Raw genomic sequence first — 20,346 nt, forward strand, 5'->3', positions numbered from 1 at the left:
ATAGGCCAGAACCTCCCATGCGGGGCCGCATGCGGGGCCGCAAGCGGAGGAGCAGCCCTGAGGCTGCTCCCTGAAGCAACTAAGCGGGCTAACTCCGCGCTCCGCTAGCGGGCTTGGAATACGGCTACCGGCAGGATCTCCTGCCTGGCGTGGCTCATGGCCGGCTTTTTGCCAACAACCGAAGGCTCGCTGGTTTCGGCACCCGCCGGGATCTTCCGGTTCAGGTCCAGAGCTCCGACCGGATGCGGATCAGGCGGATCAACCGGTCCGTGTCCTCTTCCTGGTACTGGCTTTCCAGTTCCCGCAGCCGCTCCAGGATTCGGAAGCGTTCGTCGCGGTCTTCCGGGGTCCTGTCATTCGCGAACGGGGGGTGGTTCTCGCACCAGGCGGACCAGCCGGAGGCGTCGTGCGGGTCCGTACGGGCCGGCCGTTCGATCTTCCACCAATGATACAAGGCAAGGATTTCGCGCGCCACGCGGGCTTGCGCCGGACTCCGGAGGTGCTCGGCCAGTTCCGGATCGTCGAGACCGGCCTCCCAGGCTAGATATGCCAGGCCATCCTTGGGAGAGCGCCAGGGCTTCCAGCGGAGAAACCGGTGGCGCGCCCACCAGGGCAGGCTATGCCGATCTTCGATTGAACTCGTCCGCCGGGCGGCCTTTTCGATCTCGACAAAGTCCACCAGGGCCGTGAACAGGCTGTGCAGGAGGACCGTGTCCAGGTCATAGTAGCCGCCCGGTTTGAGGTCGCTGGGCAGGGTATGCGAGCGGGTGACCCGGTTCAGCCACTGGTGCCGGGCTTCCTCCAGGACGTCGGTCGGAAAGTAGCAGAGGTCCTGGAGGCGCTCGAACCAGGTTTCGATCAGGGCGTAAAGGAACGGATGCCGGCCTTGGGCTTCCGTCCGCCAGGCCTTCCAGTCCTCCATTGTGGCGGCTTCCGGCTTGGGTACGCCTGCCTGCGCATAGAGCCGGTTGGCCAGGGTGGAACAGGACCAGTAGCGGGTGCGACAGCGGGGGGCGGAGAATAGGCGCATCGGTGTTCCTCCTGGTGGTTGCCGAACGGGACCGACCGGCCAACCACCAGCATAGCAAGGAGTGGGCGGCGTTATGCCTGAGCGGCGATATGATTGGAAACAATTTAATTGAGCGGCGATATGATTGCAGTTTTTTATGATTTTGAAGGTAGCCCTTTCAGGGGCTACCGGCGGCGGTTTGATTCAGGGCGGCCTTCTAACGTGATTGCCGCAAGGTGCCGCGGGTAACGATGTTAGCCAATGATTACCCGCGGCACTTGATTAGAGGCGGAGCAGCGGAAGACTCTTCAGGCCGGAATTCGGCTAGCGCGGCGGGGCGGTGCCCGTCCCGGCCGGTGGGCTCTTGGCTGGAGCCAACAGGGCGTGGGCCAGCGCCGTTGCGTAAGCCTCCTGCAGTTCCGCCGCCAGTCTCGCGCCCCTTTCATCAGCGGACATCCCCAGCAGGTAGGCGGCCGCCGCCCGGATAAGCCCGATCCGGTAGTCGTCGCCCACATTCCAGATGGGTTTCTGCCGGTCGTGTTCCATGATGCGCTGGTCTCGAGCGGTGCCGACCTGCGCATCGGTGGCTTCCGGCCAGACGGCCAGGATCCGGCATGCCTTGATGCAGGTCCAGGCCTCCTCGACAGAAACCGGACTGCCACCCACAGGCTTGAATTGCGTATCCGGGCGATCCGAATCCGGCTTGGCTGGCGGTGTCGCCGGGGGCGTCCGAGGTTGGGATGCGGACGGCGGTGTCGGCCGGGGGCCGTACCGTCCCAGCCGGCTTTCGGTCAGACGGGTCCACTTCCGCAGGATTTCGGCGGGGCGCGCGATGCTCGACCAGGGGTTCTCCAAGTTTAGTCCGTCCGGTGCATGGGGGGTTTCCAGGGCAGCCTTAGATGTATCAAGCAAGTTCAGGTTCTCCAAAGGTTGGAGCGGACTTTTCAACGGGAGGCCCCGCTTGGGTCCACCAGGGCTTCCAGGAGATTCATCGACAAAGCTCCTTTTGCTATACTGGACAGGACCAGAAGCCGATCCGTCATGGATCACATTCCCATAGGAGTAGTATATGCCAAAGACCAACATCGAACAAGTCAGTCTCCTGTTCCAGGAAGGGGGTTCCGACAAGGAGTACCACGTCCAGTTGGTGGAAACACCAGAAGGATTCGAGGTTCCCTTTCAGTACGGCCGGCGCGGCAGCGCGCTGACGTCCGGAACCAAGACGCCGCAACCCGTGGCCGAACCGGTGGCCCGCAAGACTTACGAGAAACTCGTTGGGGAGAAGGTTCGCAAGGGCTATCAGCCGATGGCCGGAACGGAGGCTGGCGGCGGGTATTCCGCCGTGCCGACGGTGGCCGAAGTGATTCCGGGACGGATTCCCCAGCTATTGAACGAAGTGCCGGAAGCCGTGCTGATGGCCTTGCTTCGGGATCCGGACTGGCTGGTACAGGAGAAGTACGATGGCCGCCGGCTGATGATCGGCAATGAGTCCGGTACCGTGGTGGCCACCAACCGGAAGGGGCGGGCGGTTTCCGTTCCGGAACAGATCGTGCGGGCGTTCCAGAGCTTTGGCGAGCAGCCGCTCTTGCTCGATGGCGAATTGCTGGCGGATCGTTTCGTGGCTTTTGACCTCCTGCGGGGGTTCGGAATCCGGCTGGATGGCCCCAACGGCATCCTGTCCTCCCGGTTGACCGCCGTCTACCGGCACCTGTCGAGCCGGCCCGGTATCGAAATCGCGCCGACGCCCGGATTCGGAATTCCTCGTGCTTCCCCGGAGTACGCACAAAGCAAACTGGACTTTTTCAAAGCCTTGCGGGATTCCGGCAAGGAAGGCGTGGTCTTGAAGCACGTCAGTTCCCGGTATACGCCGGGCCGCCCCAATTATGAAGGGTCCGTCCGGAAATTCAAGTTCTATGCCACGCTGACCGCGCGGGTTTTGAGCCGGCATGTCAGTAAGCGGAGTGTCGCCCTGGAGCTGTTCGATCCCCAGCGCGATCAGTGGATTCCGGTCGGCAATGTGACGATCCCCGCGAATCACGCCATCCCTGCGATCGGGGAACAGGCTGAAATCCGGTATCTGTATGCCTATCCGGATGGCGGCAGTCTGTATCAGCCGGTCTATCTCGGGGTGCGGGACGATCTGGACCCCAGCTCGGCGCAGTACGGGCAACTCAAGTTCAAGCCGGATTCCGCTGTTTCCGATGATTCGGACGAAGACGCCGCCTGACCAGTCTTGTTTGACAGGGGCGGTTTTCCGCCTCGGAGGATACGCGTATGCCACAACCAACGACACGCCTGGTCCTGTTTCGGGCCGTAACCGGTGAATTTGCCCTAGCCACCAAATCGAAATCCGGAGCGATCTGCAAAGTTGCGGCCGCCACCCCGGATTTTCGGGAAGCGCGCTGGTTCAAGGCGCTCGACTGGGGCCATTTTTCCTTGCCGGAAGGCTGGGCTTGGTACCCCATGGCCGCCGCCCCGTTCCTTTCCAGGGCATTCCGACGTAGTGGTCCGCTGGACCCGGCCTACCGCCATAACTGCGAGGAGTATGCCGACAGTTGCCAGGAATACTTGCGACGGCTGCGACACGCCGTTCGTGTTTTGTGACCGAAAAGGATCGTATCATGACCACACATATTCTGTTCACGCCGGCGCAGATCGAAGCCCTGCTGAAAGCGGACATCCGGACGGATACCGTCAACCGGCTCTACCAGCGCGCGACCGTCCGCATTCCGTTCGGAGATGGGCGATTGGACGTCGAGGTATCCGGGATCCATCCCTTGTTGCGGGATTTCGGCGGGAACGTCGACGCAAGTCGGGTGATCTTCTGGCTGGACGGTCGTGGAGTTCCCTTGCCCGAAACGCCCGCGGCCCTGACTCCGGTGTTGCGCCGGCTGGAAGAGGCCACCGTCATCAGCGATGCCGAGGCCCAGTTGCGCTTGGGCGTCATCGTCAAGGCCTATTTGCGGCTGGCCCAGGACATGGGCATACGGGTTCCCGCCTGATCGTCAGGCTTCTTTTTCACCCCGGAACGATTTCCGGGGTTTTCTGTCTGTGGGGCTATACTGGGGCAGGCCCTGACCCGGAGTGTTTCCATGAGTAACGAATCCCAAGTACCTGAACTCTCTTTTGAGACGCGGTATCCTCCCATCCGTGCGGCGTGGAACGTCTACCGGCGAAGCCCAGAGCGACGGGCCGAACTGCTGGTGGCCTATGCCGAGAAGGCGCGACAAACGCCGGATTCCCTGTGGCTGTACCTCTTTCGATCAGATCCCGCGGCTCGCGAGGTGTTTACGCGGCTGCAAGCGTCCGCTGACGCTTCGGCCGCCTGGACCCGCTATTCCACAGGTGAAACCGGCTCCTGGCGGATGCTTCAGTTGATCCAGAACGAGTGCCGTGCCCGCTGTTGCCAGTTGCGTCCCTATGGCCCACTGTGGGACGAAACCGCGGCCCAGGCCTGGCTTGGCACCATCCGGCCACAGGATCCCGAAGGGGACTTCGACTTCGCGCGGCAAATCGCGGAGGACCACCTGAAAAGGCGCCAGCGGGCCGCCCAGCTTCCGGTTCTGACGGGCACCCGGCAGTATCGGATCCGGGTCCCCGCCCGTTTTCGTTGGGACGAGGAACAGGATTCCTTTGTCGCTTCCGATCAATATCCGGGGGACGCCTTGCAGGAGGTTGAATCCGATTATCAGGAAGACATGGCGGGACTCGAAACCTGGTCCGGGCATATCCCGTGTCGGCGCACGACGCTGAAACTGGAGCCGGATCATCAGAACTGGTGCTTCGATTTCTGGTTATTGCCAGAAGCGACGGAAGCCGCGCTGGTGAAATGGCTATCCGGGCAACTCAGCGACGGATGGGGGGAGGATCTGACCAGGTATGAACGCCTGATTGGAACCGATGTGCTGATTCCTGGCTTTGACGGCGAACCGAATACCTGGGAGGTCCGGCTGGCTCTGGAGCCCTGACCCGTCCGAAACCATTTCTGCTTGACAAGGCCCAACCGGCCTCGTTTTCTTTGCGCCATTTGCGGTACACTGTCAGTGGTTCTATCTGAAGGCTCGAAGGATTCCCCATGAGCACGAAGCGTGCAGCCCGAGTCTCCGGACGGAAGAAGTGTTCCAAAACACCGCCAAACTGGGCCCGCGAGATTTTCGCGGCCGCCGAGGCCGCAACCAGCCTCTCCGCAGATTTCAATTCCGAACCGTCTTTGCGCGTGGGGGATTTGGTTGCCCAGGCGCTGGATACCGGTACGGACCACCATGTATTGCGGGCTCTGGAAGACCTGGACGACGCCGGGCTCGATTCAGCCGCCAAGATGGTGGCTTCCTGGGCGGATACCGTCTCCTCCCACATCGCGGTCACGCTCCGGGGGGAAGGTCTGCCCGAAGCCGAAGCCTGCGACATGACCTTGTTTCTGGTCCCGTTGTGCTTGGGAACGAAGCCAGGCGCTCCGGTGCCCACCGAACTCCGTCAGCCGGGCTTGTCCGGCGGTCTATCCATGCTGGACCAGGCAGCCCGGAGTCTCCGGCAACAGGGGCTCGTGGGCGTGGAGCCGTCCTTGCTGATGCTGCCTTATCTGTACGCGCTTTCTGACCTCCCCAAATCATGGGCGCAGCGCTGGAGGCTGGTCCGCCAGTGCAGGCAAGCCTCCCTGGGACAACAGGAGACCTGGTTTCTCCCCCGGAAACCGCCGCCAGCCGGGGACTCGGTCCTCGCCCTGCGTTTCGTTTTGTTCGCGGTCACGTCGTCCCAGCGGGATGCCGACCCCGGTTTTTTGTTTCAGTGGGTACGTCCAGACGATGCGCCGGAAACCGGATTGGCGGCCGCGATTCTGGAAGCGACTTCCCGGTTGCTCGGTTGGCCGGATGCCTTCGGCCAGATCCTGCTGTCCAGTTTGCCGGGGTTGGATTTCGTCGAAGTCGGGATGCCGGCCGTATGGGAATACGCGATTGAGGAAGGGGTCTCGATCTGCAATCTGATGGGTTTGCAGCTCGCGATGACGCGGGTGACCCGCTCTTCGGAATCGGTACTCGGACTGTCTGTTCGGGCAGCCATCGGCGTTTACCAGACCGATGGGGGCCTCGAACTCCGGATCGGGATTACGGGCAATGACCGATTCGCGGGCCACGTGTGGATGACCAACGGTGATCCGGAAGTCGAACTGAAGCCCATCGTGGAGGCGCTGGCAGAGCTGGGGGTTTCTCCCGAACAAATCCAGGTGGATCCCGATCTTCGGGAAGATGCGTATTGTGAGGATTGCGGCCGGCCGTTATTCCCCGGTAGGGGCGTGGGATCTTGTCATGAGGTTGTGGAAGCGGGCGACACCGGAGATCGGGGTCATCCCCGGTTGCACTGAAATTCCTGTCGCGCAATCACTCCCGCTCGATCCGGTTGCGCCCGGTTGCCTTGGCGCGATACAGGGTTTGGTCGGCGCGAGCCACGGCGCCGGCCAGGGTCTCTCCGGGACGGATTCCGGCGATGCCGCCGCTGATGGTGACCGGCTGCCCATCCGGCCTTCGGATGGTGCGGGCGACGAGCTTTCGCAGCCGTTCCGCCGCCAGGCCTGCGGCCACGGCATCGGCCCCCGGCAGGGCGCACAGGAACTCTTCGCCGCCCCAGCGGATCACGGGCTGCCCTTGCCGGAATCCGTTCTGCAGGAGCGTGGCGATCTCTTGCAGGATCCGGTCCCCGGTCGCATGCCCGAAGCCGTCGTTGACCTGTTTGAAACGATCCACGTCCAGCAGGATCAGGGCCATGGGAGCCGGGCCGGCCCCTAGCAATCGCGCCAGCTCCCGTTCTCCGGCGCCCCGGGACCACAATCCGGTAAGCGCGTCGCGGCGGGCGTCCTCCCGCAAATGGTCCAGATACTGGTCCAGCGATGGGGACCGGTCGCGAATCCAGGCTTCCTCCCCTTTCTCCAGTAACTCGGTCCAGGCCTCACGTAGCGGTTCGCCCCAGGCATCCACCGATACCGCCAGTTGCGGCAAGAGGCAGTGGGCCGCGGACATAGCGGCCTGGCGGGAATCCAGGATGGCCGCTGGCGGCGGAAGTGGGCAGGCCGGACGATGGGGTTCCTGCGCCCATCCGGCTTCTCCGGGATGGCTGGGCAGCAAGGCTACCGGAAACGGCTGCCGCCGGGCCCATGCCTGTACCAGTCGCCGGTACTGGGCCGCGACCGAGTGGAAGAGAACCCCATGAAACGGGATCGTGACCAGCCGCCTGAGACAGCCAGGTTTGTGGCTGATAATGGCCCATACGGGGCATTCCCGGGCGCGGGAGAGCCTGGAAACGTGCCGCAGAGCGCTTGGAGGTAGAGTGCTGTCCAGGACCACGCCGGAGCAGCTCGTGACAACCTGTTTGCACCAGGCCGCAGGCCACGGCCGCCGGTCCGGATCGCTCGTCACCTGGGACTGGGGCCGCCCTTGCGCATCCAGATGCGTGGAGCGCCAAGCCGGGGCCGCCTCCGCCCGCCAGCATACCTGGACTTCCGCGCCGGTCGTCTGAATCCGCGCAACGAGCAGGCGGGACAGTTCCGTCGTCCCGGCGGTCAGGGCGAAGCGAACCGGCACATCGGCGCGGCGCAAGGCCAGAGCCGCCCAATACGCGTTGCCTCCCGCCCCCAGGTCCAGCCGCGAACCGGGCTTCGAGATTCCAGGCCGGAAATGCGATTCGGCCCGCAGGTCCAGATAGGCTTCCCCCATGACGACAATCGAACCATGCGGATCCATTTCGGTCGATTCTCCTTCCATTGGCCTGCGGCCAGTATAGGGCGGAATGTTGATTCGGCCTATCGTGAAATTTCCGCAGAGGAAATCGGATTGCCGCAAACTAATTAGCAGACTAATTATCGAATTTGGAGCCAATCCGGCGATTGGCCGGGATCCTGTTCCCGTCGAAGTGAATTCTTGCGGTATACTGCCATTTGCGGTAAAATATCCATCGTTGTTCGGGAATCAACGAAAACAAATAACTCTGGTAAGGAGATTTTCATGGGTAAACGCAGTGCGGTGTTGGCGGCTGTACTTTTGGCAGGACTCCCTTTGGCGGCGAGCGCGGGGACCTTGCGGTCCGCGATGAATAGCGTAGGCGTATACGGAGAAGGGCAAGGGTTCTCCAGCCAATACAGTGGTGGTCCGGACGCCGGGCTGGGCTTGCGGGGCACGACCCTGCAGGGGAATTGGTTCGGCACTGCCGGAGTTCACTACGACTTCGGAGGTTATGGTACCCCGACCCCATCCGGCGGCCATGTCTGGGGCGTGGGCGTGAAGGCTGGCTACCTGATTCCGTTGGGCGGCCATTTCCGCGTAGGTCCTTATCTGGGATATGATCATCTCCAGTTTCATGAGGAATTCTTCGGCGGCGCGGCGCACATCGGGTCGGAAAATGATGCGCTGGGCGGCGGCCTGTATGCGGCCTGGGCGCCGGTATCCCGGCTTTCGATTCAGGTTTATGCCGGCTATCTCGGCGGGATAAACGCCTCGGGGGATGTCAACGGCACCGCGGTGCATGTGCGGTCTTCAAACGTCGTGCAGGTGGGGGCCTTGACGGATTACCGTCTGACCGGGCCGGTCCATCTTTTCGCCGCATTCCGCTATAACCACCTCAATGGCGATTTCAAGGGGAATCAATACCGCTGGCTGGCGGGCGCCGCCTATTCCTTCGGTTGACCAAAGCCTGACCGGTTGAAGCCGCTCCTTCGCCCCGCAAGGGGCGTGGATTGAAACACGTTTTCGAGTCTCAGGGCCTGGCCGGAATGCCAGGCCCTTTTCGTGGCCGAAAGCCCGGAGGAGCACCGTCCGGATAGGCTGCGATCATGGCCGCCAGTATCTTCGGCTCCCGGCCCAATAGGGGCCGATTTCCGCCTCGCAACAATAGGGCGCGCCCAGTGGCATACTGGCTGTGCAATCGCAGCCAGGTGGCCAGATCATACCGGATGGCCAGGTCTTCCGGATCGACGGCGATGGCCTGGCGCCAGTAACCGACAGCGGCCTTGTCGGTCGCGGCGGGGGATAGCCCCAGGGCCGGTCCGTGCTTGGCGATCAGGGCGGCGATGGCATTCAAAACGGATGCTTCCCGGGGGATGCCTTCGAGCGCGGCGTGGTACTGGACCAAAGCGGAATCGAGCTGCAGCCGGCGCTGCGCGGCCGTGAACGTAGGGAGCTTCGCGCTTTGCCGGTACAGGCCGGCCAGGAGCAGATGCGGCGCCGGATCCAGCGGCCGGATGACGGACAGCAGCTCGGCCGTCCGAAACAGGACCGGAAACCGCCAGGCATTGGGGAGGTAGGCGCCGACCCAGGTTCCGTTCATCAGGGTAACTCCGGCCGTATCGCAAAGCAGGTCGGCTACCGGCCACGCCAACAGCAATGCGACGAGGACGGCCGCCAGACGTTGGCGCCCGATGGCGGGAATCCCGGTTTGCGGTGAGGACGCGGGAGGCGCCAATACCATCCAGGCGCGAGCCAGGAACAACCCGGCCAACAGGCTGAGCGGCAGGTTGTAGAAGATGAAGTTGCCGAGCGCATGTCCGGTGATCGCGAACACGCCCAGGACCAGGCCGACGGCTTCCAGTCTTTGGTATTCGGCGATGGAACGGGCGGGGGACGTTGCCCCCATCCGGATGAGTTTCCAGGCCGCCCAGAACAGGATGGCGGCGAAGGCCAGCAGGAAGGCCAGGTTCAAGGGGCCGCCTTCGGCCAGGAACTGGAGATAGTCGTTATGGGCGTAGGTACCCGCCGACGCCAGTTCGGCCGGAAGCCGGAAGGCCGGGTAGAACAGGAAATAGCCGCCCAACCCGACGCCGCCCCAGGGATGGGCCAGGTACATGTGCCAAGTGGCCTTCCACATCAGCCAGCGGGAGACCGTCGAGATGTTGTGGTCGATGAAGCTGGGCGCCAGGTGGCCGACCAGGTCGAATCCGCGCGACCATTGGAACACGCTGAAGGCGGCCAGGGCGGCGAGTCCCACCGTTGCCAGCTTGCGCCAGACGCGAGGCCGCCGGTACAGCGCCCAGATGGCGAACGGCCAGGTACACAGCCAGGACAGCAGGCCCCCACGGCTGTCGGTCGAGAAATCCGCGAGCAGGATCAGGGCGAGCAGCCCGAAAAGCGCCCAGGCCCAGCCTCGGCCCGTCCGGTTTTCCACCACGGATTCGTCTTTCAGAAACCAGACGAAGAGCACCGGGAAGAACAGCAGGTTCATCCAAGCGGCAAAGCTGTTGGTATCCAGCAGGGGGCCGTAGGGGCGCAATCCCGCGGGGGACATGCCGATCCGGGTCCAGTGCCAGTATTGATACATGGCCAGGCCCGCCAGGACCAGGGCCGAGAGGAACACGCCGAAGCGAAACTGGCGCCAAATGCGGTCGGCCCGCTCCGGATCGGTCGGAGTGGCCAACGTCCAGCCCAGGAACGCGAGCGGAAGCGCGCCCAGGGTCCAGACATAGAACCAGCTGGTGTAGGGGTCCGGGCTCCAGAGCAGGGTCATGGCGTACCAGACAAACCAGGCCAGCATGAAGGCCGGCAGGAAACCGGTAGGCCGGGCCTCCCCCCGGCGCCAGCGCTCCAGTCCGGAACTGACGGCCCACAGCAGGAGCACCAGGGCGGTGCCCGTCAGCAGGAGAATATCCTGCCCGTCGTAGTACCAGGACAGGAGGTAGGCCAGCAGGGGGGGCAGGGCGCCAAGCGCGACCGGGTGTTTGCATCGAGAGAGCATCAGGCGGAGACCTTGTAGGGTTTGCGCCACCAGCCGGGGTGCAGGCTGAGGCGGCGTTTGAGGAAGCGGGGCAGGAAGTGTTCCTTCCGGCCGAGCCGGTAGCCGGCATACTTGCAGCCAATGCGCAGGATGGCTCCGGGGATCAGGCCAGGGGCCGCTTTTCGCAGGTATTCCAACTGGGCCCGCACGAAGCGGCGGCCTTCTCCTTCCGGCCGGCCGAAGGCTTCCAGTTCCGCCGCGAACCGCGCATGGAATACCCCGATATCGAAGTACCGGCGGGATTCCTCCCGGATGGAGTACGCATGGGAGTGGTAGACCCGGGCTTCCGCCACATAAGCGATTTCCGCGCCGGAAAGCAGCAGGCGGGCGGCCGCCAGGGTGTCCTCCCCCATGATCGTGGACGGGAAGCCGCCGATCGCGGTCAGGGCCGCGGCGCGCCAGGCGCAGAAGCTGTTGGAGACGAAGGCCGCCTTGATCCCCATCTCCGGGATATCCGTTTTCCGGATTCGCCGAGATTGGTCCGGATAGTTGAATAGCCGGGCCTGGGCTTCGATCTCGCCGGCGCCCGGGCGGGGCAGTTGCCGGCCGGAGGCGATGGCCACGGCGGGATCCGCGAATGGCTCCAGGAGCCTTTCCAGCGCCTGGGGATCGGCCAGAACCGCATCCTGGGTCAGGTACACCAGGATTTCGGCCTTGGGCACCATGGCGGCCATCCGGTTTCGAGTCAGCCCGTGGTCAAACGTCCGCGCATCCACCCGGGTTACCTGTAGCCCGTAGCGCGCGGCGATGAGCGGGGTGGCGTCCCTGGACTCTGAATCGGCGACCAGTACCCAGCCCGGTTTTACTGTTTGCCGGCGCAGGGCTTTGCACCAGTCCCGCCAGAGGAACCCGGCGTTGCGGGTGGGGACCAAAAGGGCGACGTCCGGCCGTAACACGGACGCCGCTTCGGGAGGCAGCGCGGTCCAGGGGGATGGCGGCCGGACCGGCTTCGGCGTTTCCCAGCTGGCGGTTTCCCAGATCACCGGTTTCATGCTCGCGCCAGCCAGCCCAGGTTCCGGAACCATTCCTGCTTCCAGAATCCGTAACGGAAAATGCGATAGCGACGGGCCAGGAAGGACTCCCGTGGAAGCGTTACCAGGGCCTGGAGCATTTTCCGCTGGGAGGCGGTCAGCCGGTAGCCTGGCCTGGTGCCGTCGAAGCGACGGGCGAATGCCTCCGCTTGGCGGAAGTAGGGGCGTAAGGCGGCCTGGTACCCATCCCGTCCGCCCCTGGGTTGCCGGAGTTTGTCGCGGATATACGCCCAGGACAGGGCTTTCCGGGGGGCGCCGCAGACATTCCGTCCATGTTGCCGGTATTGGACGGTCGCCATGCGGATGGGTTGGATGTGGCCAAAGGCGCTGGCGACCAGGGCCAGCCACCAGTCGTGCATGATGGCGTCGGGGGGTACCGGTCCGGCCGCCTGGAGCAACGCCCGATTGGCCATCGCCGTGCATCCGGTCACGACGTTCTGCAGGAGCAGCCGGTTCAACTGGTTCTTGGCGGGGTTCAGGGCCTGGTGCCGCCAGAAAGATGGATCGAGGACGGCCAGCTGCTCGTCGCAGACCGTCAAATCCGTGTGGATCAGCAGGGGCGTATTTCGGCCCATCCGCCGTTCCAGGCGGGCCATTTCCGCCTGGGAGATTCCCACCTTGTCCGGATGCCAGACATCGTCCTGATCACAGAACAGGACGTAGTCCGCCGTGCATTGGCTGGCCAGCTCCGAGAAGCTCCCTGCTGGCCCCAGGCGCGAACCGCCCTGGTACCAAGTGAGCCGCTCTGGGGATAGACGGTGCCATCGTTCGAGGATTTCCTGCGTGCCGTCGGTGGAGCCATCATCCCGGATGCGGATTCTGAAATGGGGCCATGACTGGTCCAGCAGGGACTGCAGTTGCTGATCGATCCAGGGTTTTCCGTTCCAGGTGGACATCAGGACGGCGGTCTGGAAGGGGCGGGGAATGGCATCCTGCGGCATGGACAAGCGGGCCTTCGAGAATAAAATTGATAACAGTATAGCGATGGTGGCTAGCGATGGCCGAACTTCTCGTGGTATAATTAACTTTTAATGGTTAATGGCGGCCAGCGATGCCCAGGACGGAAGTGACCCCTTTGGGGAAAAAACTGCGCGGATGTTGCCGGGAGCGGGGTTGGCGGCAGGCCGACATGGCCGAGCGGTTGAACTGTTCCGAGGCGTTTCTGTCGGCGTTGGCTCGAGGCCGGAAAATTGCGCCCCGGACCCTGCTCGGGCGGCTACAGGAGATTCTGGACCTGACGGAACCGGAAGCCGAGGAGTTTCGGCGGTTGGCTGCGGTATCCGGTCCGGTATTGCGGATGGATCTGACGGCTTATTCGGGTTGCGAACGTGCGGGCATCGAACGCTGGTTGCAGACGTTACCTGGTTATCTGGCGGCCTGGAAGAGGAGTGCGGATCATGGTGGTTAAGGGGCAGGCGCCCTTGGGTTCCCCAAGGGGGCTGGCGGCCTGGGCGGAGGACCTGGCCAAGAAGGATCTGCCCATCCTGGGGGAGACGGTGCAGAAGCTGTTGCAGGCCACGGACGACACGGCGCGGAGCATGACCGAAATCGGAAATATCGTGCTTTCCGACCCGGCGTTGACCTCGCTGGTATTGCGCATGGCGAACTCGTCCTATTTCAACGCGGGCAGGCAGAAGATCGACACCATCACGCGGGCGTTAATCGTGCTGGGGCTCGATACCGTCCGGACGCTGTGTTACTCGGCCCTGGTGTTGGAAAGCGCCACCTCGGCCAAATGCCGGTCCCGGGTGGTGGCGCTGCTGCGGGACGTCCTGCATGCCGCCACCCAGGCGCGTTTTATCGCGGAGAAAACGCGCGGGTCCCCGGAACGGGTGTTTGTGGCTGCCATGCTGCAGGATATCGGGCAACTCTCCTTGTGGTGCTTCGGAGGCGAACAGGCGGAGGACCTGGACCGGGCCCTGGCGCGGGGAGAGGATCAGGAGCTGGCGGAACAGCGGATCTTTGGCTTTCGCAGCAAGGATCTCAGCTTGCGCATGCTGGATGCGTGGGGTCTCCAGGACCTGGCCGCCGAAATCACGGTGGCGCACCGGCCGAATGCGGTGGCGCTGGGGCGGGATACGGTAGCGGCCTTGAAGACCCGATCGCCCCTAGCCGTGGAACGGCTGGTGAGCCGGCTGACCGCGGTGATCAAACAGTCTCCCGGCGACCTGGCGGCCCAGATGCGCGAGAACCAGAAGCGGGCCTTGGCCATGTGCCCACCGGGGTGGATCCTGGCCGGAGATGCGGCGGAAACCGTGGATGATCCAGGTCTCGAATTGTGCTTCGATGCCGACGCGGAGGTCCAGTTGCAGGCGCTGACGGACATGCACGCCTTGCCGAAGGCCGGCATCTATCTCAACGTCCTGATCAACGCGGCGGTGGAAGGGATCCTGCGCGGCGGCGGATTCGACGGCACGGTATTCGCCCTGCGGTCGGCGGATGCCCCACACTTCCAAGGCCGGATTTTTACCGGGCAGGGGCCGGTCGTACGGGCGGATGGCTTCCACACGCCCTATGATGAACCGTTGCAGCGGTTATTGGCCGCCGGAGACGCCGTGGCCTGCACTGCGGTCCCCAAGCCGGCCGGGGGCCTGCAGTTAGAAGCCGGAGGCCGGCATGCCCTGATGGGGGCAGTTCTGCTGCGGGAGCGCGTCATTGGCCTGTTGTATGCCGATCGCAGGGCTTCCGGGCGGGCACTGGGGCCTGCGCAGATCAGTGCCTTCCAGCTGTTTGTCCGACAGGTGAATCTGGTCCTGCAGGCATATCCAGCCTGACTGATTCTATATTTGGCAATGGTCGACGGCTGTCGGTCGATTCCGAGATCCTCCATGCGGCGTTCCAGTCAGGAGCACCTGTTCCATGCCAAAAATACGCATCAGTCTTTCCCCCATCCGGGCGCTTTTCGGAGGAGCCCTGCTCTGGTTCGCGCTGGGCGCGGGTCCAGCCTTGGCGCAGAACTTCGAATATCGGGTGGAAATCCCCGGGGGCCAGCCGTGCCTCGCGGGTTCCTGGTCCGCAACGGCGCCCGGAACCTATTCGATGAGCGTCCCGGCCGGCTGCGCCTCGCTGCACGTTGTCCTGAACGGGGCCGGTGGCGGTGGCGATCTCTATGCCCAGTACAGTGTGGGGTCACCGGGCCACCAGGTATCCTTCGATATTCCCAACCCAGGCACTCCGCTCAGCGTCTCGGTGGGGGCTGGCGGTGCCGACGTCGGCCAAGCCACGGGGGATCCCGGGAACCCGTCCAGCATTTCGTATGCCGCCGCTCTGCAGGGTGAAGCCGCCGGTGGCGCCGGAGGTGGCACGAGTACGGGACTGGGCAGTGATATGTTTCCGGTGGCCGCCACGAGTAGCGCGGATAATCCTACCGGAGGCGGGGCGGGAGGTGTGGCCACGAATGGTGCGGATGGCTCCGTTTTCGTCTCCTGGTAACGGCATCTGCGTGCCGGCCGGCGGTTGTACCCAAAGGGAGGCGAGACGGGGGAGAATTTCTGGATTTACGGAAACCCGATCGGGGGCCACGCCCCATGGTGCGGCGTAGCCGCTTCTTTTGGCGCTCCATCTGTCTTGCCGGGCTGTGTCGCAGTCGCTTGAAGCTGGTTCAGACTTTCTGTATACTAAAAACAAAGATTTTTTGATCGGAAGCGGACTCTTTCGGAATCAAGATATTACGCCCTGACCGAAAAATCTTTGCGCTAGGTGCCGAGATCGGCTAAGTCATTGTATCCCAAGCCGTAACAGGAACCTGCCGAATAGCTTACCACCGCATGGGTGGCTTATCATATCTACCCGCGCCCGCGTCGTCATGGTCCTACGCTTACCACCGCATGGGTGGCTTATCAGGTGTTATCCCGTCGCAAACAGCAGGATCCCTGCCGTTCATTTTTGTGGTGTCACTGACCGGCGCGCTTCTTGGTAAAAAAACCCTGCCAAACAGGCAGGGTTTCAATCGGATTACCAACGGTATAGACCCCAGAGGCTTAGGCCGCGATCCGTATGCTTGGTCAAGCGCATTGCCCCAGGGCCGAAAGAGCTTTTTCCGCCTCCCGTTCCGCCAGTAGGTCAGCCATTATGGCGGAAACCGCTTGCCCGACCGGCAAGGTTGTTACCTGTCCCGGAATGTGCCGGTGCAGGATGCCTTCCAGCTTGTGGCCCAGCAAAACGGCATCTTCCTCGGTCTGTTGGCGCCCGGCTTTTTCATACGAATGAGTTCGCTTCAGCAGATAGTTTTTCTGGCGGGGAAATCGGGCATGGAACGCCAGAACCGTCTCCGTGAACAACTCCGGATAGCCTTCAGGCTGGAACAGGATCGAGTTCAGCAGGGGGCCGTCCGTCAGGATATACTCCACCTTGCCGAAGACCCGGATGATCCGGCGGTGTTGTTCGGCGAAGATACTGAGCTGGTCGGCCAGTTCGGCCTTGTTGTCAAACCAGACCAGTTCCTTCGCGTACTCGGGGACGAATTCCGCCGCTACCCCCTGTTCCCGGAGGCTGGCGAACACATGGGCGGCACAGGTGCTCTTGCCTGAGCCTGGCGCCCCGAACAGGTTGATGATGGTGGTTTCCATGTGGGCGATATCCTTTTTTCGGCAGGGGGCCTTTCCAGTATAGGGCCGGTCTCCGGCTGGGAACCCAGCGGGTTGAGCCTTTCCGGCATGGAAAAGCCGAGACGGGGTCTCGGCTACGAAAAGCTAATTCAGTTCAGTGCCACCCTTGCGCAGCAGATAGGCCTGACTTACCGACTTGAGCAACACCCGTCCGATTTCCGGGCAACACCGCTCGGTGGCCGGACGGATGACCACGCCTTCGCGAAGATGGGTTTCCTTCCCGGAGATGGATTCCCGGCCATCGGTCAAGTCCAGCACGATCTGCTTTCGGTAAGGCCCTTCGTACAGGACAGTGACTTCCGGCAGAAACCCGTGATAGACGCGCCGATCGAAGACCTGCTGTCCGCGGAAGCCGCGGACCCCGTCGAAAGCCCGGAATCCGGGAGACACGTGGCCATACGCGAGGTCCTGGACGCCGTTTCCGAAGACTTCGCCCAACACGAATACCGGGACGTCCTCCTCTGGAAAATACTCCAGCAGGAAGCGGTCTACTCCGGCTTCCCGGATGGCGCGCAGATACAAGTTATGCCGGTTTCTCTCGTTGTCCTTGAAGCAAAGGCCCTGGCCTCCCAGGCCCTTGCTGAAGACGGCAATCCGCCCATGCAGCAATTCCGGGTGGGCATACGCCGCAGGGACGATACCCACCCCGCAGAACGTGCCGTGGACTTTTTCCGTCACTCGAACCGGTTCTCCTTCCAAAAGGAGGTCCGGATACCGTTTCAGATTCTCCACGTCAAAGGCCACCGTCAATTCGGCCCCGAGATTCAGGACCTCCCCGCCCATGTGGGCCGGGATAGGCGGCTCATATTTGACGATGCCCATCAGCGAGCTGACATCCTGGCCGAGTTCGACGGGAATCGGCAGTACTCCGGAATACCCGTCCCGGGGAGGCAGACCGTCTGGCAGGCTGAGGACGCCGGCGCAACCGGATCGTTTATCCACGGGATAAACCAGCCCCTGGCTGAGCACGCCCCGCAACCGGACCGCTTTGACACGGTTGGCTTGGGAACCCGCCAGTTTTCCAGTCAACCCCATACGTTCCAGGATGGGTTCCGGAAGGACCGCGCCTTCCGGGATGTATACGCCCCAGTCTCCAGTGCGGAAATAGCCCTTGCGTACCACCGAGAGATAGTCCCCGACCTTGGCTAACTCCAGGGCATCCGCGTTATCGTGGGGCAAAACCTCTAGCGGCAGCACCTGGCATTGAAAATGACTCATCCGTGTTCTCCTTGGGTAACGGGTCGGAGACCCTGCTGTCCTTGGCGCCTGGAATATGACGCACTATAGTATAGCAGAAGTGCGCATACGGTGGACCGCGCAAGGCCATCGGCCCCGATGACTCCTGCGGTTTTTCATGCTGGAAGGGTTCCGCGCTCGACAATCGCCCGGTTTTTGCTATGCTATTCAATCAATAGGGCCGGAGGTGCTGTCGTTCCCTGAAACCGTTCTTTGCCAAGTTAAGCGGCCAACAGCAGCACCTATGGGGTCGATATGGCCCACTGTCAGACTAGGATGCCTGCCTAAACCAATTCGGCGGGCGGCTGTGGCTGCGGCGTTCAACCGGGATTTCGAAATCGCCCGGTACCTGCTGCAGATTTCACAGCGGCGGAAAGCGATCAGAATGACTTAACAGATCATCCAGTCTGAACTATAATAGCCAATAAATGGGATAACGCCAGGAGTAATATCTATGCCATTACCTCTACCTATCGAGAATATTCCTTTCGAACACCGATTTGTCACCCGGTCAGACGGCATGATCCGAGTTACGCAAGCCTGCCTGGCGCTATACGGTCCCTTGATGGCCGAATTCGGACGCGATCTGACCGCCATTAAGACTGAGGCCGGATTACGAGATGCGTTCCCTGGCGCCGACAGACCCCCGACGCCGGGTTAGCGAAGCGCTTTTGCATGGAACCTACGCTGACTTTAAGGTGGCCATGACTGAAGAGGACCGGCAGGCCTCGATTCAGGCCCGTCGCCGCGGCCTGAAGGCGGTATAAGGCCGGCGACGACCAAAGAAAAGGCGCCGGCAAGGGCGCCTGAATCATTTATTCGGATCAGAACCAAAGCCTAGACAAAAAAGAAAATATAACGATAAATCGTATACCAATGATTATTGCGTCATCGGCTTGTTCCGCCTGGCCGGGAATGCCGCATACCCCCTAGAGTACGAGCAGACCTTTGTAGACCAGGGCGGCCAGCGTCAGCAATACGCCCAGCAGGAAAGCGTGCATTCCGAATTCCAGCAAGCGCATGTCCCAGCGCACCTCCCACCGGATGAGCACCCAGAAGAAACGCAGGAAGAGGAGGAGAGCCAGAACCACGATACCGATCAGGATCATTGTGGGAGTGCCTCCTTGGCCGTCGTCGCGTGACACCAGGTTTGGGGTAGAGGACGGGAACCTGGGACCGGCAGCGGGACGGTCTCCCCCGGCCAATGCTGGGGTGGAGCGGACTGTGAGAGCACCAGCCACACGCCGTCCAGCAGTTGCTCCACCGTGGTAATGTCCCAGCGGGTGGTCAGGATGCCTTTCCCGATCAGCGCGGAGGTACCTGGTAACCGGCAGGCGACCCCGGCCGAAAACGGTTGATAGACCGCTGCCGGACGCACCAGCCGATGGCGCTCGATTTCCAGCTGGGAATCCAAAGCCGGGAAATTGCACGCGGCCCATTCTCGGGTTTCGGTGCTGGTTTGGTAGATCCGGCCGGCGCGCCGACGCTTGGCCAGGTCTTGGCGATCCTCCCGAAATACATAACTTGACGCCCCGCCCAGGAGGTCTACTGCAGGATCCTGGAAGGCGATGGGGAAGAGCAAGGGCTTGGGATTGATCTGCTGCAGGTGCTGATCGCCTTCGAAGACCAGGCCTTGATGGCTAACCAGGAACACGTGATTTCTCCGGATGAATGGCGCGCCGATGGCTGTGGCCTGAGTATAGCCACGAGGTCGGCCGGGCGAGCTTCGGATTGAGTTTGGGCGAAAAAGGGCGCACCGGCCGGCCTACCCGCGCGTGGTCCATCGCTGTTGTTTAGAATACCAAAATCTCATGAAACCGATTCTCTGGCGGCTCCTGGAAACCGGACTTTTCTGGTCTGCGGACTAGAGACTAACAATAACCAGTGCTATAGTGTGCGCGAGTGTACACGACAGGAGATCAGGAAGAATGAATGAGCAAACGGATATCTTTTCGGACAGCAACTCGCGGTTGGCATTGCAAATGCTGAAGAACCAGGGCCTGACTTTTGATGAGATCCTGGCCGTCTACGGCGAAACGGCGGACACCAGCCCGTATCTCCGGGTGGCCAGGTTCCTGGAAGGGGGCCTGAAGCTCGAATTCGACGATAGGCCCGTCATTTTCAAGGGAGCGCGGCCGGCTGGCGCCTATGTGCTCTTGCGGACGTGGATTTCGGACGAGGACGTGCTCGAGATGGGCTATCGCTGCTCCGGTATCAGGATTTCTTCCGTTCTGGAAGAATTGGTGTCGCTGGCTATCCCCGCCATGAAGTCGATCACTACCGATCAAGATCGGTGCCTCCTGGCTTTGCAGGCGTACTGGCGCTGGTTGCGGATAACCATGACGGCCTTCGAGAACGCGATCGATTTGCTGGAGACGCAACCGGTGGATCTCTCGGTACTTCCGGAACCCGTGCAATGGGTCTGGTCGGAGGAGGAGGCTGATGATGATTTTGAGGATCCAATCTTTTTGAGATGGCGGCATTCGAGCGACGCCCCCGAAGCGGGAGTCGAGCCTTTCCGCTTTTTGCCCAGCGAAGCCATCCAGGCGTTGCTGGATACCGTAACCGGGGCGGGGCTGTCTTTCGAGAAAGCCGTTGACGAAGGGTTGCTGCGCGAATGGTTGGTTGCCGAAGGGCCGAAACTCGATAGGGTGCTGTCCCCCCGGCGGGGCACCGCCACCGGCTAATCCAACCCGGGGAACCGGCAGGCGGC

General features: G+C 62.4%; 20 protein-coding genes. 10 read left to right on the forward strand and 10 right to left on the reverse strand.

Annotated elements, in window-relative coordinates; all coding sequences use genetic code 11:
• Nucleotides 1-220 precede the first annotated feature (220 nt).
• Together ACYCUK_RS00225 and ACYCUK_RS00230 are read right to left on the reverse strand one after the other, a co-directional pair.
• The gene (locus tag ACYCUK_RS00225) at nucleotides 221-1,030 is read right to left on the reverse strand and encodes a hypothetical protein (RefSeq protein ID WP_461592866.1); all 810 of its coding nucleotides are present in this window, start codon (nucleotides 1,028-1,030) and stop codon (nucleotides 221-223) included.
• Between the two features lie 303 nt (nucleotides 1,031-1,333).
• Nucleotides 1,334-1,864: a hypothetical protein gene (locus ACYCUK_RS00230; RefSeq protein WP_461592867.1), complete on the reverse strand. Its 531-nt coding sequence runs from the start codon at nucleotides 1,862-1,864 to the stop codon at nucleotides 1,334-1,336.
• Nucleotides 1,865-2,078: 214 nt separating this feature from the next.
• Here ACYCUK_RS00230 and ACYCUK_RS00235 point away from each other — a divergent pair, with 214 nt between their 5' ends.
• From ACYCUK_RS00235 to ACYCUK_RS00255, 5 genes are all read left to right on the forward strand, one after another.
• Nucleotides 2,079-3,236 (forward strand): WGR domain-containing protein, encoded by a 1,158-nt coding sequence (locus ACYCUK_RS00235; protein WP_461592868.1) that lies wholly within the window; start codon nucleotides 2,079-2,081, stop codon nucleotides 3,234-3,236.
• 47 nt (nucleotides 3,237-3,283) lie between these two features.
• Nucleotides 3,284-3,613 carry a hypothetical protein gene (locus ACYCUK_RS00240; RefSeq protein WP_461592869.1) on the forward strand — a complete coding sequence of 110 codons (330 nt, stop codon included), beginning with the start codon at nucleotides 3,284-3,286 and terminating at the stop codon, nucleotides 3,611-3,613.
• Between the two features lie 17 nt (nucleotides 3,614-3,630).
• Nucleotides 3,631-4,011 (forward strand): hypothetical protein, encoded by a 381-nt coding sequence (locus ACYCUK_RS00245; RefSeq protein ID WP_461592870.1) that lies wholly within the window; start codon nucleotides 3,631-3,633, stop codon nucleotides 4,009-4,011.
• Between the two features lie 90 nt (nucleotides 4,012-4,101).
• The gene (locus ACYCUK_RS00250; protein ID WP_461592871.1) at nucleotides 4,102-4,977 is read left to right on the forward strand and encodes a hypothetical protein; all 876 of its coding nucleotides are present in this window, start codon (nucleotides 4,102-4,104) and stop codon (nucleotides 4,975-4,977) included.
• A 107-nt stretch (nucleotides 4,978-5,084) separates the two neighbouring features.
• The gene (locus tag ACYCUK_RS00255; protein ID WP_461592872.1) at nucleotides 5,085-6,368 is read left to right on the forward strand and encodes a DUF2863 family protein; all 1,284 of its coding nucleotides are present in this window, start codon (nucleotides 5,085-5,087) and stop codon (nucleotides 6,366-6,368) included.
• Between the two features lie 16 nt (nucleotides 6,369-6,384).
• Here the strand turns inward: ACYCUK_RS00255 and ACYCUK_RS00260 are convergent, their stop codons facing one another.
• A complete protein-coding gene (locus tag ACYCUK_RS00260; RefSeq protein WP_461592873.1) occupies nucleotides 6,385-7,740 on the reverse strand; it encodes a sensor domain-containing diguanylate cyclase in 1,356 nt (451 codons plus the stop codon).
• 261 nt (nucleotides 7,741-8,001) lie between these two features.
• Here ACYCUK_RS00260 and ACYCUK_RS00265 point away from each other — a divergent pair, with 261 nt between their 5' ends.
• Nucleotides 8,002-8,679 (forward strand): hypothetical protein, encoded by a 678-nt coding sequence (locus ACYCUK_RS00265; RefSeq protein WP_461592874.1) that lies wholly within the window; start codon nucleotides 8,002-8,004, stop codon nucleotides 8,677-8,679.
• Between the two features lie 70 nt (nucleotides 8,680-8,749).
• Here the strand turns inward: ACYCUK_RS00265 and ACYCUK_RS00270 are convergent, their stop codons facing one another.
• From ACYCUK_RS00270 to ACYCUK_RS00280, 3 genes are read right to left on the reverse strand one after another with little or no spacing between them, the layout of a single operon-like run.
• On the reverse strand, nucleotides 8,750-10,720 hold the full coding sequence (locus ACYCUK_RS00270) for an O-antigen ligase family protein (RefSeq protein ID WP_461592875.1): 1,971 nt from the start codon (nucleotides 10,718-10,720) through the stop codon (nucleotides 8,750-8,752).
• A complete protein-coding gene (locus ACYCUK_RS00275) occupies nucleotides 10,720-11,751 on the reverse strand; it encodes a glycosyltransferase family 2 protein (RefSeq protein ID WP_461592876.1) in 1,032 nt (343 codons plus the stop codon). Before ACYCUK_RS00275 ends, ACYCUK_RS00270 begins: the two co-directional genes overlap by 1 nt.
• Complete coding sequence (locus ACYCUK_RS00280; RefSeq protein ID WP_461593177.1) at nucleotides 11,748-12,731, reverse strand: glycosyltransferase family 2 protein; 984 nt, start codon at nucleotides 12,729-12,731, stop codon at nucleotides 11,748-11,750. Before ACYCUK_RS00280 ends, ACYCUK_RS00275 begins: the two co-directional genes overlap by 4 nt.
• 134 nt (nucleotides 12,732-12,865) lie before the next feature.
• On the opposite strand from ACYCUK_RS00280, the gene ACYCUK_RS00285 reads away from it, so the two are divergent.
• From ACYCUK_RS00285 to ACYCUK_RS00295, 3 genes are all read left to right on the forward strand, one after another.
• Nucleotides 12,866-13,198 carry a helix-turn-helix domain-containing protein gene (locus ACYCUK_RS00285; RefSeq protein ID WP_461592877.1) on the forward strand — a complete coding sequence of 111 codons (333 nt, stop codon included), beginning with the start codon at nucleotides 12,866-12,868 and terminating at the stop codon, nucleotides 13,196-13,198.
• Nucleotides 13,188-14,564: an HDOD domain-containing protein gene (locus ACYCUK_RS00290; protein ID WP_461592878.1), complete on the forward strand. Its 1,377-nt coding sequence runs from the start codon at nucleotides 13,188-13,190 to the stop codon at nucleotides 14,562-14,564. Before ACYCUK_RS00285 ends, ACYCUK_RS00290 begins: the two co-directional genes overlap by 11 nt.
• 85 nt (nucleotides 14,565-14,649) lie before the next feature.
• Nucleotides 14,650-15,222, forward strand: coding sequence for a glycine-rich domain-containing protein (locus ACYCUK_RS00295; protein ID WP_461592879.1), 573 nt, complete (start codon nucleotides 14,650-14,652; stop codon nucleotides 15,220-15,222).
• 572 nt (nucleotides 15,223-15,794) lie between these two features.
• Here ACYCUK_RS00295 and ACYCUK_RS00300 read toward each other — a convergent pair.
• From ACYCUK_RS00300 to ACYCUK_RS00315, 4 genes are all read right to left on the reverse strand, one after another.
• Nucleotides 15,795-16,358 carry an AAA family ATPase gene (locus ACYCUK_RS00300; protein WP_461592880.1) on the reverse strand — a complete coding sequence of 188 codons (564 nt, stop codon included), beginning with the start codon at nucleotides 16,356-16,358 and terminating at the stop codon, nucleotides 15,795-15,797.
• A 123-nt stretch (nucleotides 16,359-16,481) separates the two neighbouring features.
• Complete coding sequence (locus ACYCUK_RS00305) at nucleotides 16,482-17,615, reverse strand: RNA ligase (ATP) (protein ID WP_461592881.1); 1,134 nt, start codon at nucleotides 17,613-17,615, stop codon at nucleotides 16,482-16,484.
• A 947-nt stretch (nucleotides 17,616-18,562) separates the two neighbouring features.
• Entirely contained in the window at nucleotides 18,563-18,742 is a 180-nt protein-coding gene (locus ACYCUK_RS00310; protein WP_461592882.1) for a hypothetical protein, read from the reverse strand.
• Nucleotides 18,739-19,287 carry a hypothetical protein gene (locus tag ACYCUK_RS00315; protein ID WP_461592883.1) on the reverse strand — a complete coding sequence of 183 codons (549 nt, stop codon included), beginning with the start codon at nucleotides 19,285-19,287 and terminating at the stop codon, nucleotides 18,739-18,741. Before ACYCUK_RS00315 ends, ACYCUK_RS00310 begins: the two co-directional genes overlap by 4 nt.
• A gap of 274 nt (nucleotides 19,288-19,561) precedes the next feature.
• On the opposite strand from ACYCUK_RS00315, the gene ACYCUK_RS00320 reads away from it, so the two are divergent.
• Nucleotides 19,562-20,320 (forward strand): hypothetical protein, encoded by a 759-nt coding sequence (locus ACYCUK_RS00320; RefSeq protein WP_461592884.1) that lies wholly within the window; start codon nucleotides 19,562-19,564, stop codon nucleotides 20,318-20,320.
• The last annotated feature ends 26 nt before the right edge of the window (nucleotides 20,321-20,346 follow it).

The organism is Thiomonas sp. (assembly GCF_054608695.1).